The 17489-nt window shown below is 36.5% G+C and carries 19 protein-coding genes; 9 read left to right on the forward strand and 10 right to left on the reverse strand.

Going from position 1 to position 17489, the window contains the following annotated elements; genetic code table 11:
• Nucleotides 1–1884 (reverse strand): site-specific DNA-methyltransferase, encoded by a 1884-nt coding sequence (locus tag N1F78_RS00850; RefSeq protein ID WP_406684307.1) that lies wholly within the window; start codon nt 1882–1884, stop codon nt 1–3.
• Nucleotides 1885–2111: 227 nt separating this feature from the next.
• Complete coding sequence (locus N1F78_RS00855; RefSeq protein ID WP_406684308.1) at nt 2112–2450, reverse strand: helix-turn-helix domain-containing protein; 339 nt, start codon at nt 2448–2450, stop codon at nt 2112–2114.
• 252 nt (nt 2451–2702) lie between these two features.
• Between N1F78_RS00855 and N1F78_RS00860 the strand changes: the two genes are divergently transcribed.
• A complete protein-coding gene (locus N1F78_RS00860; RefSeq protein WP_406684309.1) occupies nt 2703–2978 on the forward strand; it encodes a helix-turn-helix transcriptional regulator in 276 nt (91 codons plus the stop codon).
• 39 nt (nt 2979–3017) lie between these two features.
• Here N1F78_RS00860 and N1F78_RS00865 read toward each other — a convergent pair whose 3' ends face one another.
• The 5 genes from N1F78_RS00865 to N1F78_RS00885 all read right to left on the reverse strand — a co-directional run bounded on the left by N1F78_RS00865 (nt 3018) and on the right by N1F78_RS00885 (nt 6218).
• Nucleotides 3018–4445, reverse strand: coding sequence for a tyrosine-type recombinase/integrase (locus N1F78_RS00865; protein ID WP_406684310.1), 1428 nt, complete (start codon nt 4443–4445; stop codon nt 3018–3020).
• Nucleotides 4446–4656: 211 nt separating this feature from the next.
• Nucleotides 4657–5238 (reverse strand): GNAT family N-acetyltransferase, encoded by a 582-nt coding sequence (locus N1F78_RS00870; protein ID WP_406684311.1) that lies wholly within the window; start codon nt 5236–5238, stop codon nt 4657–4659.
• On the reverse strand, nt 5180–5635 hold the full coding sequence (locus N1F78_RS00875; protein ID WP_406684312.1) for a glycine-rich domain-containing protein: 456 nt from the start codon (nt 5633–5635) through the stop codon (nt 5180–5182). Before N1F78_RS00875 ends, N1F78_RS00870 begins: the two co-directional genes overlap by 59 nt.
• 72 nt (nt 5636–5707) lie before the next feature.
• Complete coding sequence (locus N1F78_RS00880; protein WP_406684313.1) at nt 5708–5890, reverse strand: hypothetical protein; 183 nt, start codon at nt 5888–5890, stop codon at nt 5708–5710.
• 169 nt (nt 5891–6059) lie between these two features.
• The gene (locus N1F78_RS00885; RefSeq protein WP_406684314.1) at nt 6060–6218 is read right to left on the reverse strand and encodes a hypothetical protein; all 159 of its coding nucleotides are present in this window, start codon (nt 6216–6218) and stop codon (nt 6060–6062) included.
• Between the two features lie 208 nt (nt 6219–6426).
• Here N1F78_RS00885 and N1F78_RS00890 point away from each other — a divergent pair, with 208 nt between their 5' ends.
• Together N1F78_RS00890 and N1F78_RS00895 are read left to right on the forward strand one after the other, a co-directional pair.
• The gene (locus N1F78_RS00890) at nt 6427–7065 is read left to right on the forward strand and encodes a helix-turn-helix domain-containing protein (protein WP_406684315.1); all 639 of its coding nucleotides are present in this window, start codon (nt 6427–6429) and stop codon (nt 7063–7065) included.
• 11 nt (nt 7066–7076) lie between these two features.
• Nucleotides 7077–7766: a tRNA-dependent cyclodipeptide synthase gene (locus N1F78_RS00895; protein WP_406684316.1), complete on the forward strand. Its 690-nt coding sequence runs from the start codon at nt 7077–7079 to the stop codon at nt 7764–7766.
• Here the strand turns inward: N1F78_RS00895 and N1F78_RS00900 are convergent.
• Nucleotides 7763–8170, reverse strand: a complete 408-nt coding sequence (locus N1F78_RS00900; RefSeq protein ID WP_406684317.1) for a hypothetical protein — start codon at nt 8168–8170, stop codon at nt 7763–7765. The two genes, N1F78_RS00895 and N1F78_RS00900, sit on opposite strands and share 4 nt — an antisense overlap.
• Nucleotides 8154–10856, reverse strand: coding sequence for a MobF family relaxase (mobF, locus tag N1F78_RS00905; protein WP_406684318.1), 2703 nt, complete (start codon nt 10854–10856; stop codon nt 8154–8156). The genes N1F78_RS00900 and mobF overlap by 17 nt, the downstream gene beginning before the upstream one ends.
• Before the next feature lie 323 nt (nt 10857–11179).
• Between mobF and N1F78_RS00910 the strand changes: the two genes are divergently transcribed.
• The 5 genes from N1F78_RS00910 to N1F78_RS00930 all read left to right on the forward strand — a co-directional run bounded on the left by N1F78_RS00910 (nt 11180) and on the right by N1F78_RS00930 (nt 16592).
• Entirely contained in the window at nt 11180–11566 is a 387-nt protein-coding gene (locus N1F78_RS00910; protein WP_406684319.1) for a hypothetical protein, read from the forward strand.
• 48 nt (nt 11567–11614) lie between these two features.
• On the forward strand, nt 11615–12520 hold the full coding sequence (locus N1F78_RS00915; protein ID WP_406684320.1) for an ArdC family protein: 906 nt from the start codon (nt 11615–11617) through the stop codon (nt 12518–12520).
• 503 nt (nt 12521–13023) lie between these two features.
• A complete protein-coding gene (locus tag N1F78_RS00920; protein ID WP_406684321.1) occupies nt 13024–13731 on the forward strand; it encodes a hypothetical protein in 708 nt (235 codons plus the stop codon).
• A 64-nt stretch (nt 13732–13795) separates the two neighbouring features.
• Nucleotides 13796–15220 (forward strand): type IV secretory system conjugative DNA transfer family protein, encoded by a 1425-nt coding sequence (locus tag N1F78_RS00925; protein ID WP_406684322.1) that lies wholly within the window; start codon nt 13796–13798, stop codon nt 15218–15220.
• A 73-nt stretch (nt 15221–15293) separates the two neighbouring features.
• Nucleotides 15294–16592 carry a hypothetical protein gene (locus N1F78_RS00930; RefSeq protein WP_406684323.1) on the forward strand — a complete coding sequence of 433 codons (1299 nt, stop codon included), beginning with the start codon at nt 15294–15296 and terminating at the stop codon, nt 16590–16592.
• Nucleotides 16593–16630: 38 nt separating this feature from the next.
• Here N1F78_RS00930 and N1F78_RS00935 read toward each other — a convergent pair whose 3' ends face one another.
• Entirely contained in the window at nt 16631–16912 is a 282-nt protein-coding gene (locus tag N1F78_RS00935) for a hypothetical protein (RefSeq protein ID WP_406684324.1), read from the reverse strand.
• Between the two features lie 46 nt (nt 16913–16958).
• On the opposite strand from N1F78_RS00935, the gene N1F78_RS00940 reads away from it, so the two are divergent.
• Complete coding sequence (locus N1F78_RS00940; RefSeq protein WP_406684325.1) at nt 16959–17489, forward strand: hypothetical protein; 531 nt, start codon at nt 16959–16961, stop codon at nt 17487–17489.

Below are 17489 nucleotides of genomic sequence, written 5' to 3' on the forward strand. Positions count from 1 at the left end.
TTAAATGACTTTCATTTCAGTTTCTGGACTTAACTGTTTTAGCAACTGCTTTACATTTGTTTTTGCAGTGTCATCTTTAAAACCACTATCCTTAAACACAATACGCAATGGTTGGTCTTTGGCTATGGTTTTGGCAAAAACTTCATCAATGCCATCATCAAAACAGGCATATAAAGAGTTTTCAGAAACCTTAAAAACATGTTTTCCCTCAATTGTTTTTTGTTCTATTTTTAGCGAAAGTGGCAAGCCCCAATCTAGCATAACTTGCGCTAATAAATCATCGGCAGTTCTATCGGGTTTTACGTTATCTGAGAACAACTCTAAACTATCTTGCGCGTATTCTTGAGGCTTATAATATACATCCTGCATATTGCTATCGTCTAAGCGATATACACGAAAACCGTAATCAATATCTGCTTTGGTTTCTTCTTTTATTTTTTTGGAAGCTCTTCGGATACGCTCTTTTCCTATTTCACAGATGTTTTTGTAGCCTGCTTTGAAAGCTTCACTTTTTTCACTAGTTGGTTCAGGTAACTGAACTTGAATAAACCTTATGTTTTGTAAATCCTTAGCATTACTATTTATGACTGCATGAGCCGTTGACCCTGAACCCGAGAAAAAATCAAGAACAATCTCATTCTTTTCTAAGTTAGAAATTGCCAAAATTCTACTAAGAAAATCAACTGGCTTCGGATGATTAAAATATTTCATCCCATCAAACAATTTGTTTACTTCCCTTGTTGCTTTTTTATTTCCTTCTATATTATCCCAGCTGTTAGAGGCATATTTTACTGCTTCACCTATATAGTGCTTTTGATAGATTTTCCATTCATCCTTTCCATCCTTCGGAACTCTTTTCCATTCAATCATGCCTTCCGACAACAACCTTTCATAGGTTTCTTTGCCACATACCCATCTACTCTCCCATCCTTCTGGAGCCAATGGATAAACTTCTGTCCCGTCAGGAGAAAAAACAGGGTAGAACATAGACGGCCTATCTTCTCTTCTATTTTCTCCACCAGTTCGCCTTAAAGAACGTGTCAAATATCTACCTTTTTCATCATGCTGGTCATAAATTTTCAAATCATCTTCACTCATGGATAATGGCGAAAATTCAAATTCACTAGATTTTGAGTATATCAACACATAATCAACCTCACTAGAAATATCCTTATTTCCACTTCCCATACGAGTTCCAGTAGATCTAATTATCGTACCTCTCGAGTTATCAATCCCAAAAATTTCATCACAAATTTTTCGTAGATTATGTATTTCGTTATCATCAATTGATATATAAACCACACCATCACTTGCCAATAAGTTTCTTGCAAGTTTTAATCTTGGGTACATCATACTCAACCAATCGGAATGAAAACGCCCCCCTGTTTCAGGATTAACAACTAATCGTTGACTGTATTCATCCTTTTGTCCGCTATCAAGAAGTTCTTCTTGGGTATCTTTGGTAAAATTATCTTTATAAACAAAATCTCCACCCGTATTATAGGGTGGGTCTATATAAATCATTTTTACTTTACCTAAGTAGCTTTCTTGTAAAAGTTTTAAAACTTCAAGATTGTCTCCTTCTATATAGAGGTTTTCGGTATTATCAAAATCTACTGAGTCTTCCCTAACAGGTCTTAATGTCTTAGTTGTGGGTAAATTTGCCGTTACAATAGCCTCGCGTTTCCCGGGCCATTCCAAACGATACCTTTCCTTATTCCCCTCAACCACCTCATGGCTTAGCTCTTGTTTTAATAAATCAAAGTCAATAGCTTTACCGTCTGCACTTTCTGTAACGCAATTGGGAAATAAACTGGCTAGTTTTTCAAAATTTTCATTCACAAAATTGGGTGAAGCAAGGTCTAGTTTTTCGTTTGATGACATAAAAATACGCTCTAAATTTAGTGGTTAAGTATCTCCGTTAATCTAGGATAAATTGACGGAAATTAGCTATAAAAATAAAAATCTTTATACCGGATTACAAGATAATAATGTTTTATTTCTTAAGTATTATATCGAGCGGATTAATCTATGTGATTTTTAGCATCTTAAAGAGAAGAGGTCGCTTTGACTTTTAGGGGTCAGCGACCTCTTTTTGTATGTTAACTTAATTAATTGGTAAGCTTAATCTTCTTTTCTGAAACTGCAAGAATATTATCATTTACTGGTGTTTTGCACACATGGGAATTATCATTGGCTAATTCCTTTTGAAGCTGATTAATCAATACTTGTATTTCGATTTCTTCTGGAATAATCACCAATTTACTTTTCAAGGCATCAGCCCAACAATACAAATGAAAGCCCGTAGGGGTTCTTACACCGCATTCCCAATGGCTAACTAAACGGTCAGCTACGCCAAGTGTATGATTTAATTCATCTTGAGTGATGCCTAACAAATGACGTTGATTGATAAGTTGTTTTACCACATCATGAAGAAAATCTTTCCTCACCTTATGTGGATAATTAAATTTAATATGCATTTTCTCTTTCCTTTCAATTTGTTATTAGCTGTTGCTTACCTATAAATTGGAAGTCTGGGACGCTATACTGACAGATTTAATTTTTTCAAGGAAAAAGGAATGAAATAACTCTTTATAAATACCATAAGGGTTAAAACATACGAATAAATAGGTCAGTATGTGAAGTACACCTATTCTTTTATAAACCTTTTCAAATCCACAAATGAAAAGGAAAGCACCTAAATGAAAACTATAGAAAACAATTCTGTAATCCTAGTTGACCCCGACCAAGAAAAAGAAATTATCGTAAAGTTATTATTAGAAATAAACGCATTTGCCTCCATTAAAACAGCAGAGATTTTAACAACATTAAACAAAACAACACAATATCGAGAACGAAGAGCAGGGCGCTTTCCCAAACTATATTCTTTAACGCACCATGGGCGTAGAAAAGCTTATAGAATACAAGAATTAAGGGATTGGATTGAAAACCCTGATAATTATCAGCCGACTTCTTAAAATATAAAAGTAGCCCACTACAATAGCGGGCTACTTTTATTAAAATTCTCGTTTGTAAATACCTTTTTCTCTAACCTCATCTCGTAGTTCTAGCAGTGTTGGTACTTGGTCTATATTGAAACAAGACACAATTCTGCTGATAGCAAAATTAAGAACTTCAGAAACCTTATTTCTTTCCCAATCATAAGCATACTGGTCATATATCCCTGTAATATCATTATCCGTATGATTAAGTAGAATTTTAACCCATTGCCTTGGACATCCTAATCCTGCCGCCAATGTTGCCGAAGTACGCCGTAAATCATGAGGCTTAAATTCTTCCATATCCAAGAGTTTACGATTGTTATTTATTGCCCGACTTAAGCTCGTTTGACCAAGATGGTTTAAATCTACTGGTGGATTATCAGGTATTTTCTCATGCCTCATTGAACCAAAAACATATTTTGAATTTCCTGTGTAATACTTAACTTGTTCAATTATTAACTTTGCCTGACCATGTAGATAAACACGGTGCATTTTTTTATTTTTCGTTTTTGGGATAGTCCATATCATTGCATCTAAATCCAAATGTTCCCACTCCATAATACGAACTTCTACACCTCTACAAGCCGTGCATAGCATAAACCTTAAGGCTAACCGAATAACCATTGCCGTGCCTGCATTATCTAACATATGCCAAAATTCAAAAATTTCTCTTGGAGTTAAGTGTCTTTGTCTTTTATTACTTTTAATCCCAAGTTTTAAACCTATACATGGATTATATTCCATTAAATCCCACATCACTGCGATATTGAACATTCTTCTTGTGTAAGCAAAAAGGTGTTTTGCTCCTATTGGTGCATTTCTTTTAACAATCATATCATGAAAAATAGGCATTAAATGTCTCCTTTTAACATGATGTGCTTTCATATGCCCTATTACCGGTATTACATTCTTTCTCAATTGTGATTCTTCAGTTTTCCAAGATTTTTTTCCTTGTGCTCTGCTATATTCAATATATCGCTCAAGTAAATCTTTAATCGTATCAGCTTCTCTTTCAAATTGGTTTTCATCTACTTTCTTTTGAGCTGGGTCAAAACCCATTTGAACTTGATGGTCACTTTCAGTATATGCCTTTCTAGCCTCACTTAATGACATTCTTGGGTACTTACCTAAAGTCATCATCCTTGGTCTGTTATTAAATCTATATATATAAACCCAAGATTTTCTGTTTTTAGGAGTAACCCTTATCCCAAACCCATTATATCCTTCAAACCAATAAATAACCCTTGATGCTTTTGCTTTTAATCTTTTAATAGACAAATCTGTATACTTTATATGATTTAAAGCACTATTTTTATTCTTACTTCTTATTGGGCTAGCATTTGGGCTAGCAATTGAGGTGTCATTTTGTGAACTAATATGCATTTCTATGAATCCTTGTTTTCGTTTATAAGTGAAAGAAGCACCAGCAAACAAAGGTTTCATAGAGGATTATAAGACATTATAGTACTGACTTATACCGAACCTGAAAATCGTTGTGTCGGCAGTTCAAGTCTGCCTCGGGGCACCATTCTTTTCAAGGCTTTCAGCTAATCATATATTCCTAAAAAACTCTCTGGCTAGCATTCTGGCTAGCAGTCTATCATATTTTCATGTTTTTGAGAATCGGTTTCTCTTCATAAAATTTCAAAAGCCTTCATACCTTTTCCATCAATTTCACAGGTATAAGAACACCTCGCATATCGAGGTCGTGTTCTTTGGCAATAGAATATCCTAGTTTAAGATAGAATTGGTAACTGCCATTATTGCCATTGAGGGACAGCATTCCTTTATTATCCCTATTAGAAGCCTCTTTTTCGATGACAGAAAGTAGTTTTGTTCCAATACCTTTAAACTGATAATTTGGATGAATAAAGAATTGCTGTAAAAAGCCAGCTTTTGGCAGAATAGCATAGCCAATAATTTCTTCTCTTTCGTCAAAAACAAAGTAGTTGGCATGACAATTTTTAATGAAATCAATAAAATCTTCCGATTTTCCTGCTTGCCAAGTTTGAATTTGCTCGACCGTAAAATGTTCAGCAATACTATTAATAGCTTCAGTTTGTATATGCTTTACCGCAATAGCAAATGACATGGGCAAATCAAACCCTTGACCATATTGATAAATACGGATTGAGGCATCCGAAAACACCTCAATCCCTTCATTATTTGACTTGTTTTTATGCAGCAAGAATTTGGTTTCCTTTAATCTTGGTTTTGCAACGTGTTTGACTACCACAAGTCTTTGCTATTGCATCATTTCCTATCCCAAAATTCAAATCAATACCAAAATTCTCTTTAAAGAGAGTTTGCGTTCTTTTTGAAGCATCTTCTAATGAAACATTTGGCTCGTTTGGAGCTTTATAACTTGGTTCATGGTGCAAGAAGTACCCAAATAGCTGACCACAATCTGCAATGTATTTTTGCGTATCAAGAATATGGGCGTGCCATAGTTCATCAATCTCAGGGTCAGGAGCAAATTCAGTTCCCTCATGAATTTGGTTAAGTTTCAAAAAGCCGCGATACTTTGTTTCAATATCGTTAGCTTGCTCTTTTGACCAACCATTTTTATTGGCTGTTTTCTTGACAATATTATCCAAGTCAAGTTCTGGGAGTATTTTATCTGTAACGTTCATTTTCTTTCCTCACGTTTTAGATTGTGGTGTCATACCTCACAATTATTCACTCGACACCGTTCAGTGAATTTCTTAATGTCTACGCTTAGACAACATGGCTTGTTTAGCCAATGCCTTTTTAATTTCGCTAACGGTCGTATTAGCGTTTCGGTGCGCTCGTTTAAGGTGCTCATCAATGCTAACACCCTCTTCATAGCCGTCTACAGCATCTATGGCTTCGTCAAAATGGTCTTTATCATCATCATTATCGGTCATTTGTTTTCCTCACTTGTTTTTATTTAAAAAAGCGTGAGTAGAGACATGACTGAAGAAACGAATAAAGTCAGCCATGCCTCATAAAATAAGCGCAAGGGTACGCATCCCATCATTGATAACAGGAAAGTAGAGACGCGCTCCGTATGAACCTATTTTGGTGAAAAACTATTTAAGCGGAAACTTGACCACAAGACAGACGTTCTTTCTCATAGCAATCAAGTTGTTTAAAAGGATTAATAGCCTCCTCATAAACGGCATGCTCCATTGCATATAAGTTAAACTCGTCGTTTTGATTGGCCTTTAAAGCCAATGTATCTTGGGGTGTCATTGTACTTTCCTCACAAAAGTTATTTTCACACACCCGAAAATCTTTCTTTCGGGCTACCTCACAATTTTGACATTACTGATTCGCATTCCTTATGTCAAGAAAAAATACACTTTAATGTATAAATAATTCACTATTAGTGTATGTAATAAGATTATTAATGAGCCGCTTTTTGCTTGACTCTAAGTGTATTTAGTGTAAAGTGGGACGCATGATAACAGGAAATCAATGTTCTATGGGGCGCACCCTAATGGGATGGACTCAAGCCGACCTAGCGGATGCTGTTGGCTTATCCATCGACACCATTAAAAAATTTGAAAATAATAGAGGTGCTATCAAGGAAGACACCTTGAATAGCATTTATCAAGCGTTATCCGATAACGGTATTGAATTTCTTAAAGGTGAAGGTATCCGTCGCCGTCAAGATACATTAACCGTTTATGACGGGGATGACTTTTATCTGAAACTTCTTGATGACATCTATTACACGCTTAAAGAAAAAAAAGGCGAACTCTTATATATGTTCGTTGACAATTCTCTTTCTCCACCAGAAGTCATTAAAAGCGAAGCACGTATCCGTAAAATTGCCAATGTTCGGTCAATGGTTCGTGAAGGTGACACCTACCTGCTCTACCCCTTAAAAGAATACCGTTTCATACCTGGTCAGCATTATATGAATTACAATGTTGTCATTTTTGGCGATAAGGTTGCCACAATGCTTGATAACAATACTAAAGCAATGGTGGTGCGCGACCGTAATGGTGCAGAGGTTATGAGAAATATTTTCAATCAGCTTTGGAACATATACGAAACCCCGACCAAAACCACAGCTCCAGAAACATATGAATAGTAGGTGAGGTAATGGAACATAGATATTATAAAATCAAAGCAAAACCAGCCGCAAGTCAAACTGGTGCTAAAGTGTGTAGTCTCAATATTAGTATGAACAATGACAATCAAACTGGCGACAAACTCAAAGCCATGATTGAATGGGTCAATGCCAATTTTGACCACTGTATTGTCAATGTTTCCGATAGCCTACAACGGCACAATTTGATAAGCCAAGGTTTTTCAAAAGACGTTGCTTATAAGAAGGCTATCGCTTTAGGGGACGAATGGTTAGCCACAAACGACAATATATTGAAACAACTTACTATCCCTTATGAAATAAGCCGTTGGGATAATTGGCTAGGATTAACTAGGGTTCAGAAGTTGCAAGAGAATCTCTATAAAATGTACAAAACGGTCAAACCCTTTCAAGCCTGTGTCAATTTGGATGCACAACAATGGGTTGCCCGTCAATTAGGAACAAATGACAACCAACAGGTTTTACAAAATGGCGTTGCTTTTTTACTGGAAGAATTTGCAGTTCATAGTCATATAGCAGAAAGAGAATGGCAAAAAGGGAATGGTAAAATGGTACAGGCTTATCCTGCCAAACAGCTTCAATCAGAAGATTTTCTTCGTAATCGCTTTGGTCGTATGGGATTGGAAAAAAGCTATTTTGTCCGTCAAAAAGTTGAAACAAGAACAGTATCTAACACAAATTAATTTTCATCCCCTTCTTTCTTCCAAGCAATTTTAATGTCCGTCACGAAGGTTTTATCTTCCTCGACCATATCAGCGTAACGTCCATCATGAGCTTTGATGGATTTAACAGAAAAACCAGCTAATCCGTCATATAATGCATCGAGAGAATAGCCTTTAATCGTTATGAGGTGGGTTGCAAAGAAGATTTTGATTACCCTATCATCACCATCTTTACCGAGCCAAGAAGTCAAATAATGTGAATAGGCGAAATTTTGCCGTGTACCGTCTTTAAGAACAAAATCAATGGTTCTGGTTTCTCCTGTTTCAAAAACCGTTACACTATTTGAGGCTTTTTCCGCCTTATCTTCCTTGTTCTGTCCGCTTTTATCAATTTGCAGGCTTTTAAACTTATAATTCTGGCTCATAATCTATATCAATGGTTTTTGGAGGTTGAACTTCCCTTTCCGTTGTTTTTTCTATTTCAATTGTCTTATTAAAGTTGACCTTCTTTAATTCTGTTGCTCCTTGTCTGTCACCTCTTTTATTTATATGCTCCAAAAGCTCATCTGCATCGTCCGTGTAAATCGTTACATCTTCGCGCCCACGGGAGGTCGAAACATAAAACTGTTTTTGGTTAGAGGCTAAAAAAGTCGATGCGGGTTGCGAGATAATAACCTTATCTACTGTCTTTCCCTGTGAACTGTATGAGGTAATCGCATAAGCATAATCAAAATTACTATGGTCTTTTCCCAAAATAAATTCAGTATTGCGTGTTGTTGATTTCTTGACCGTTCTTATGTCTCCATTATTATCAAATCCTTTGACAGTCAAAATCGTACTGTTATTTAACCGTTTGCCTTGAGCATCAAATCCATTTTTATTGATGCGGATTTCATCGCCTTTGCTTAACTCAATTTTTCTTGGAGTGTAAACATCATAATCCTTTGCCCTATGGAGGGGCAGGATATGATGTTTGCCTCGACTATCTTTAATTTTAATCATGCTTTTATCAACGCTCTCGACGGTCAAAACTGAACCCTTTTTGATACTTGGTAAGTTTTGATGGGTTTGAATAACCTGCCCTTCACGATAGGAACGTATATCTTCCTTTTGAGCGACACTTAAATAGTGATTGTCAAAAACTGCAAACTGCTTTTCCCGTTTACCGAGTAGTTTCGCTTCCCTCAATCCCTCTCGCACGTTTTTATTGATTTCTTTGGCTTGTTCATTCGTTGGTGTAATCACAAGTGCGGATTTCTTGGATTTTCGAGAGGTCAAATAATCGCTTACCAACTGTTCTTTGAGCCGTGTTGGTTCGCACTCCTTGATTGAACCGCGCTCTTTGAGTATGGCAAAGCCTGATTTGATATTGCCGTCGCTGATTTCTTTTACTGCCGCTTTATACGTCGCTTCTTTCTGCCGATAGATAGTCTCCATTGAAACCTGTGGAATTTTACCCACCTCTTGCAATAACCGCATAGCATCACCGCGCATAACGGCGGTATGCTGTCTTGGGTCACCTGAAAGAACAACTCGAGTTTTATTTCTTTTGGCTAGCTCTAAAATTGAAGCCATATCCTGAGAACCAAGCATACCGGCTTCATCAATCCAAATAACTTGCCCTTTGGTTTGTTTCTGTAATTCCTTATCCATTAAGAGGCGTGCAACTGTATCAGCCTTTTCAAACCCTTCCTTTTTAAGAACATCACGGGAGGCTTCCGCCGTTGGTGCAAACAGGAAAACATTTTTGCCTGTTTTTTCTATTTGTGGCACAACCTCTTTTAACAAGGTTGTTTTGCCCGTACCCGCCGCACCTCGTATCATCACCGTCATATCTTGTGAAGTCATCACATGGTTCATCACCAAACGTTGCTCGTCGTTCAAATGTTTGAATTGCGTAACATCAAATCCCGCTTTTAACGGACGGTATTTGCCAACGCCATCACGGGCAAGCCCTATCATCCGCCTTTCTTCTGCATGAACCAACTTCGTTGTGCAAAGCCTTTGGCTACCCACTTGGATTTTAAAAACCGTATCGTTGTTTTCTAAAGCGGTATCTATCTCATCAAGTTTAATCCCTTTATTGTCGATGGCATGTTTATAGCCTTCAGCTAGAATTTGTCTGTCCCGTTTGACCGAATTCCTTGTAAAAACATGGTTTATCGCATGGTCAATTGATTTTGTTACAGTATGACTTTTATCGGTAGTCTTGGTTTCTTCAGGTGTTTTTTCATCAATACCAGCTTCATGCAATTGGTCACGCCATTTGTTTTGCAATTCGGGCATGGTCAAATTCTTCTGTTTTTTTGCCCGTGTCTTTGCTCCCAATTGGTCAAGTTCCTTTAAATTGGTAATGCCTTTTTCTTTGGCGACCTGTCCAATCAAATTTGTTCGTTTGGAAAAGTGGTCAATTGCTTTTTGCGGAATAACAGACAATTCAAATCCGTTCTTGGTTTTACGAATGCCATAGCCCATGTCGGAAAACTTATCCGCCAATCGCTTATGAAATCGAGCTTGGTAATAGGGCATATCCCGTTTGATATTGTGAAATTGCCCTGCTTTGTACATGCCCTCAACTTCATCATAAGTCACATTGAATGCAAAACAATGGCAATGCAAATGCGGATCTGGTGAATGACCATCAACGGGTCGTGCTGTCTGGTGAACAAAGTTTGTCCAAAGAAGTTCTTTAGTATCACGGTCTTCATTTTGACCTTGCGAGCGCACCCGTGTTTGCATATCCTCTTGCATTTCGAGCATAGTTTCATGGACACTTTGCTCAAAGGCTGATAATACCTGTTTATCTTCCCCAAGTGCATGAAGAATGGACACTGATTTAGGGCAATGAAAACTTATATCATAGCCAACACGTCTATTGGCAACTGTTCTTGGTGTGAGTGACCCACCATCTTTCGGGTTGATATTGTCACAGAGTTTTTCAAATGCAGCCCTGTCAACAGTTTGTCCTTCCAACCCCAAACGCTTTGCAATCCTGCCATTGAATTGCCCGTTGACCTCTTGGTCTTCCAAATAATAATCGGCCTTTGCCAGCGCATCCTTGAAGTAATCCTTTGCTTGCGCCGATGTTGAACTTTGAAACATACGTATCATAGGCTTTCCCTTTTTAAGCGGTAAGCATATGTCCATATCTGTTTTTCCAAATTCACTCTACTGACCGATTTTGATTGCCTTTATTGGCTTTCAAAATACGAAAATATACTGATAGGTTTTCTCCTATTTTAAGGTTTCTATATGTCAGTACACCTTAAATCCCCTTTGCCGTATTGATGCATCAGATGACTCAAAAGCGATAACACCAACGCGGATATTTGCCCGCCACTGGCCCGCATAATCGTGTGGTTCTGGGCAAAATATCCTCTGCCTTGTTGTTAATACGCCTCATCATCTGATTAACAAACAAAGGAGACTTAAAGATGACTGACAGTACAAAGCAAACCGAGAAAAAAGGCGACCGCCCTACGCATGGACTTTTCATTAAGAGTGAACAATTTGGCTCTGAAATTCCTTTCCGTCTTTCTGGTGTATGGAACTACCCCGAGAAGGGATATATGAGCCTTAGCCCTGAGAAACTCCAAATTCGGGAAAATCCAGATGCTAAGAATGGTGAGGCTCGTTTTCAACTCTTCCTGAAGACCAAGCTTTATGGCAAAGATGCTTCCATCAAGTTTGGAGAAATTAAACCCGATGAAGAAAAAAATTGCTTTGAAGTCAACCTTGGGGACTTAGTGATTTTTGAAAATAAACCTCGTGAAGTTGAGCAACCTAAAAAAGTTGCAACTAACGGACAACCAAGACCATAACACAAAGGGGAGCTTCGGCTCCCCTTATTCTTTGAGTGGAGAATGAAAATGTCAAAACAATTTGATATCCAACAAACCATTACCAACCAGATTATTGACCTTCTTGAAAGCGTTAATATTGAAGATTACCATCCTCCTTTTGGTGGGTTATCTTCTTTGGGACTACCCAAAAACCCCATTACAAAGCATGTCTATAACGGTATCAATATTTTAAATCTGTGGCTTTATCAACAAGCCAAAAATTATTCATCAAACGAATGGGCTACCTTCAAACAATGGAAAGAGGTTGATGCTTCCGTTAAAAAGGGTGAAAAATCCAGTAAAATAATCTTCTATAAAACACTAACTAAATCAGAAGAAACTGAGAACGCAGAACTGGAAGAAATCAAAATTCCTATGCTTAAAGTCTATAATGTCTTTAATGCCAATCAAGTTGAAGGGTATAAATCTGACATAGAAAATGACGCACCTATACAAAGTAAAGTCAAAAATATAGAAAACATTGATTTGTTCTGTAAAGAGACAAAAGCTATTATAAAGCACAGTGGACATCAAGCATATTATAGTACACGTCAAGATTACATCAACATGCCTGAAAGACCTCTTTTTCAAAATACGCCTCAAGCGAATGCAACTGAAAATTATTATGCAACTTTACTTCATGAACTAACACATTGGACGGGCGCAAAACATCGCTTAAATCGTTTTGATTTAAAAGACATCAGCAATAATACTGGAAAAGAAAACTATGCATTTGAAGAACTCGTTGCAGAACTAGGGTCAGCTTTTCTTTGCGCACAACATGGTATTACCCAAATACACCCTGAACATCATACAATCTATATTAAAAGCTGGTTGAAATCCCTGAAAAATAATAAAGCATACATCTTCAAAGCATCAGCTAAGGCCTCAAAAGCCGTTGATTTTTTATATCAAAACAAACCTAGTATGTAAAGTTACCTCACATTGCATAGATTTGTTCGATAGATATTGGGGGCTTTTTGGTTTTTGCTTAAGATTTTGGTTTGTATGTTTTAACTAATGGACAGTTCTTGCTCAAAAGGACTGCTGTTTTAACTTTTTAAAATTACATCCTAAACTATACAAAACTCACCCCTAAGAAAATATGGATGAAATTTAATAGCTTATTCTTACCCCTTGTAAGAAGGATACAATGCTTCACTTTAATGCCTTCATAGCTTGCATTGCTTGTATAAATTTATGTATCACCTTAACAAAAATGATTAGTTTTGAACATCAAGATATCTCATACATTTCTGTCGTAAGGAAAAATCTTGATACCCTGCATTGCTTTTTGCACCAATCCAACAGTGCTAATTTTTATCAGACATCTCCCCTAAGCAGTGCTTTAGGATTTTTCACAATAAAGACCTAAGCGGTTTTACTACCATTTTGAACGCTTGACTTTATGGTGGTATTATGGAATAATATCGTCCATGAAAGCATTGAACTATATACTAAAATCAATCGGTTATAATCCCAACCCAAATATGTGGGATAAAATCCTTGAAGAGGAAATGAAATACCGAAAAGATTTCTTCATCGTCTATAATACACGTTTCGCCCAGATTCTTTTTGACCTTCCGTTTGATGAAGAAAAACTAAGTAATGGCATAACTTGGGAAGAACATAGACGACGCGAGAAAAAACGCATGCGCGAACATGAAGAATGGTTAAAAGAACAATCCAGAATATATGAGGAAGAGAAGAAGATGCTTGCTCTGTTTGCTGAACAGAAAATCTTTGATTTCCCATTTAAAAAAGATAAACACGGAAAAGTTAACTTGGACAACAAGAACACTGAGTCAAAAGCAAAACTTCATTTTCAATTAGAAAGTTTCTGCCTTTTAATTGAAAAAGGGCTTATTGGATGTGGTTTAAATGAATTTCGGCTCATGCCTTACGAAGATGTTATAGCAAGACTTGAATTTGCCAAGACGATGGACAACAATCCAAATACCTTAGCTGATGCAAAAATGAAGTTTGGAGAAGATTTCGAGTTTTATGAGAGTGAACCGAAAACTGAAGAAGAACACAAAACAGAATGGGATGGATTTCGCCATGAACTAAAAGCTAGCATGGATTACTGGAAAAACGAAAGAAAGAGACTCCGTGATAATCCAAGACCTAAATTCTACTGCTAACAGTTAGTTTGAACCCTCGATATTTTTTTATAAATTGGTATCTTCCAACTAACCAATATTTTAGATGTCAAATTTTTTAGACTTTCCACTCATCAAATGGAATTTGGGACACCCGTTTACGGTTCGTGATGCTTGTGAGGGTGTTCTTATCATGGGTGGGCTTGGAAGTGGTAAAACGTCTGGCTCTGGCGCTCTATTAGCCAAAAAATATTTAAAGCAAGGCTTTGGCGGACTTGTCCTAACTGCTAAAGAAGAAGAACTCGACCTTTGGAAAAAATATTGCAAAAAATGTGGCAGGGAAAATGACCTTATCGTATTTGGTTATGGTTCTAACAGATATTTTAATTTCCTTGATTACGAATGCAGTCGGCCTGATAGCGGTACGGGTATTACTCACAACATCGCAGATACCCTAAAAACGGTTATTAAAGCAGGAGCAATCGAAGGAAATGAACAAAATGAAGCTTTTTGGGATTCGGCTTTACAGCAACTGCTCGTCAATTCGGTGGATTTGTGCTTACTCAATAATGAGGCTATTCGTTTTGAGCATATCTATAAAATAATTCAATCTGCGCCTAGAAATACCTCCCAACTAAAAAATCAAGATTGGTGTAAAAATTCTCTTTGTATTTCTCTGATGACTCATATTGCCAAAGAGATAAATTCGATTGAAAGAAATGAGGAAACGGACAAAAAAGCAAGACGACTTCATATAATTGAAGATTTCTTTTTGGGTAATTGGTTGAATCTTTCAGAAAAAACCAGAAGTATTGTTGAACAAATGTTTTTTGGTTTTGGGGACAGGTTTATGCGTGACCCCCTTTATACTCTTTTTAATACAAAGACCAATATAACACCTGAAGATACAATTGACGGGAAAATTATTGTTGTTAATCTGCCTTATCTCATCTTTGAAAAAACTGGTAAGGATGGACAAATCTTATTCAAATATGTTTGGCAACGTGCCATGCAGAGAAGACAGATAACCGAAGACAGCACCCCTACGTTCTTATGGGTGGATGAGGCGCATTATTTCTTACACGACCATGATATTGACCACCAATCAACCGCAAGAAGTTACCGGGCATGTACAGTTTACTTAACGCAAAATCTACCAAATTACACCCTTCACGCTGGTGGAGGAGAAAAAGGCATGTATCGTTTCAAAGCTTTAGCGGGAAACTTAGGAACAAAATTTTTCCATGCCAATTCAGATGTCGAAACCAATGAGTATGCTTCTAGTTTAATTGGAAAACAATTAGCATGGCTTCATAATACAGGAACATCTATGGGGCAAAATATTGGGACAAGTGAAGGCAGCACGCAGAGTTTACAAAATATCATTGAACCATCAGATTTAGCCAAACAAAAAACTGGTGGGCCAATCAATAATTTTGAAGTCGATGTTGTCATACACCGCCAAGGAATACCCTTTAAACAGACTAAACGAAATCATGCACTTTTGACCATTAACCAGCTAAAAACCTAAATAACAATTGAAAGCACGAAAAGCACTTACACACCCCCTATCTATCTTAGTACACCTTATCATTTTCTATATATTGACCATCAAGTTATATGATTGGTTTTTCCTCATTAACCAAAATAAGAAATACCCAGAGTTTTTCCCTTCCTTATTGACTTTGAATGGTCTGTTAATACTAAACCTGATTTTTATTACTCTTATTTTTACACGCCGATACTCTACCATTCTAAAAACTATTTATTCTGGAATTGGTTTAGTTATGATTGTCAGCATAGTTTTATCTGCATATGCCAGTAAACAAGACATCAAAACATTTAAGGATTTTTGGGATGCTTATGCCAATATGCACACGCAATATGTGTGGATGTGGTTAGCAAAAATCAATTATATTGCCACCCCTATATTGTTTATCATCCTAGGTATTGTCTTTATTGTTTCTGGGAGATTTAATGCGGTCGGTTATAAGGTCTTTGAAATTCTCACAAAATACAAAATTCAATTTAGGATATTTCTAGGAGCATTTGTTCTATATCTAGCTTACAAGGGTATATTGAGTGGTAGTAAAGAAGGTGGTTTTGAATTCAACTTTTATGTCATTAGAAATGGCTTAACAGTACTTGCTATCATAGCAATTGGTTTTTTCATTTATCGAAAATTAAAAAAGAAACGCCTATGGGATAGGTCTGTTTCAGAGACGTTTCATCTAATCCAACGTATTATTAAGGGAGGAATAATTATTGGGTTAATTTATATTAGTTTTCTGCATTTTAATTTCTTGTGGAAGTATGGTGTTCCTAGCATGTTCGTTGAGAAAAACATTGAGCATGCGAAAAGAATCTATGAATTACAGGATTCAAATATGAAGCCATTCAACCTATTTCCAACAGTACTATTCTATTCTTTCATGATTTACTTGATGTATATCGGTTTCCGTGGAAAAAGATATAAAGGCGGTTATCTAAACCCAAAAGACCCTTGGTTACCGCAAAACGCTCTTCTTAAAAAGCCAGAGTTCTTTAACGAATTGTACTTGATGAAATACTCCGAAGGTAACTTGGATAAAATGAAAAAACTATGTCTAGAAGCCATAGAGTGGTTAGTTGAAGAAAAAAAGCACTACCAATATTATCTAGATTTATGGAGAAATTTTGAACCTTTAAGTGATGAAGAGTATTATAGACGTGGAAACAAAAAAGGGGATAGACTTACAGAATATAATAGACGTGACGTCAACTTTATTAGGCAGGAATTCATACAATGGATTAGATACGTTGATAATGAAATAAAATCGATTGAAGAAAGAATCAAAAAGGTTTCCGAGGATATAAAAAATCGTGATGCAAATTCTGATGAAAGAAAATATGAAAAGTTGTAAAATTATTTCTAAGAATTTTAATTAATGGTGACGTTAGTCTAAGCCTGTCCTAGTTGCGCCGCTTCCGTCATGATTGAATTGACGACATTTTTTTGAAACTGGATTTGAAAATCCAAAGATGATTTTGAAATTTCGTCAAGTTCAAAACGTTTTAGAGCATTTCTGACGCGTAATTCGGCCAAAGAAGATAATGGAAAAAGAGGTTCGTAGCCCAGTTGTTCGCAAATGATTTCGCGAGCTTGGGTTTTGTATTCCAAATTCTCTGTTTCGTAGGCTTTAAGTGTATCGGAGCTAATATCAACTCCATGAAAAATAGGCATTTATAACCTCTAAAATTTGTATAACCATATCACAAAAAATCATTTTATGTCAAGAGAAGTTGATGAATTATACATCATGGAAATTAGGGAATTGTCCAAAATCTGTAGAAAAACGCAGGAGTTAATAACCGAAAAAAACAAAAGGATTATTGAGATTCAACGAACAGAAAAGATAAGGTTCAAAAAGCCCGACCCTGCCCCTAAACCTCAAGGAGACATACGCATCACGAAATACCACTATAAAACAATGCGTACTCCAGAACAGACCAAAGAAGAAACAAAGAAAGCTGAAATATTCTATGCCAATGAAATCAAGGCCTCTTTAAAAGAAAAGACTAAGGAAACTGAGCAAGAATATTTAATTGAAGTTATTCCCCAAATAGATGATTTAAGTCTTTTAGCTTTAGTAGAAACTGGAATGAACGCATATAGGGCAAAAGAAAATGAAAAACAGCCAAAAGTAAAAAGAGAGTCAAAATTTAATTTTAACGACTATTTGAATACTGGCTATTTGGATTTAGGCGAAAAAGATGAAGACAAAGACAAAAACCGAGACGTTTCAGATGATTTTGAATAA

Source organism: Seonamhaeicola sp. MEBiC01930, from assembly GCF_045277075.1.
Taxonomy (GTDB): domain Bacteria; phylum Bacteroidota; class Bacteroidia; order Flavobacteriales; family Flavobacteriaceae; genus Seonamhaeicola.

What these genes read in the sequence shown, in the direction of transcription:
- N1F78_RS00865 (WP_406684310.1), bottom strand. Translation starts at nt 4,445, where the DNA reads ATGAAACCTTTGTTTGCTGGTGCTTCTTTCACTTATAAACGAAAACAA.
- N1F78_RS00875 (WP_406684312.1), bottom strand. Translation starts at nt 5,635, where the DNA reads ATGAACGTTACAGATAAAATACTCCCAGAACTTGACTTGGATAATATT.
- N1F78_RS00880 (WP_406684313.1), bottom strand. Translation starts at nt 5,890, where the DNA reads ATGACCGATAATGATGATGATAAAGACCATTTTGACGAAGCCATAGAT.
- N1F78_RS00850 (WP_406684307.1), bottom strand. Translation starts at nt 1,884, where the DNA reads ATGTCATCAAACGAAAAACTAGACCTTGCTTCACCCAATTTTGTGAAT.
- N1F78_RS00925 (WP_406684322.1), top strand. Translation starts at nt 13,796, where the DNA reads ATGTCAAATTTTTTAGACTTTCCACTCATCAAATGGAATTTGGGACAC.
- N1F78_RS00890 (WP_406684315.1), top strand. Translation starts at nt 6,427, where the DNA reads ATGATAACAGGAAATCAATGTTCTATGGGGCGCACCCTAATGGGATGG.
- N1F78_RS00900 (WP_406684317.1), bottom strand. Translation starts at nt 8,170, where the DNA reads ATGAGCCAGAATTATAAGTTTAAAAGCCTGCAAATTGATAAAAGCGGA.
- N1F78_RS00940 (WP_406684325.1), top strand. Translation starts at nt 16,959, where the DNA reads ATGTCAAGAGAAGTTGATGAATTATACATCATGGAAATTAGGGAATTG.
- N1F78_RS00895 (WP_406684316.1), top strand. Translation starts at nt 7,077, where the DNA reads ATGGAACATAGATATTATAAAATCAAAGCAAAACCAGCCGCAAGTCAA.
- N1F78_RS00915 (WP_406684320.1), top strand. Translation starts at nt 11,615, where the DNA reads ATGTCAAAACAATTTGATATCCAACAAACCATTACCAACCAGATTATT.
- N1F78_RS00885 (WP_406684314.1), bottom strand. Translation starts at nt 6,218, where the DNA reads ATGACACCCCAAGATACATTGGCTTTAAAGGCCAATCAAAACGACGAG.
- mobF (WP_406684318.1), bottom strand. Translation starts at nt 10,856, where the DNA reads ATGATACGTATGTTTCAAAGTTCAACATCGGCGCAAGCAAAGGATTAC.
- N1F78_RS00935 (WP_406684324.1), bottom strand. Translation starts at nt 16,912, where the DNA reads ATGCCTATTTTTCATGGAGTTGATATTAGCTCCGATACACTTAAAGCC.
- N1F78_RS00910 (WP_406684319.1), top strand. Translation starts at nt 11,180, where the DNA reads ATGACTGACAGTACAAAGCAAACCGAGAAAAAAGGCGACCGCCCTACG.
- N1F78_RS00920 (WP_406684321.1), top strand. Translation starts at nt 13,024, where the DNA reads ATGAAAGCATTGAACTATATACTAAAATCAATCGGTTATAATCCCAAC.
- N1F78_RS00860 (WP_406684309.1), top strand. Translation starts at nt 2,703, where the DNA reads ATGAAAACTATAGAAAACAATTCTGTAATCCTAGTTGACCCCGACCAA.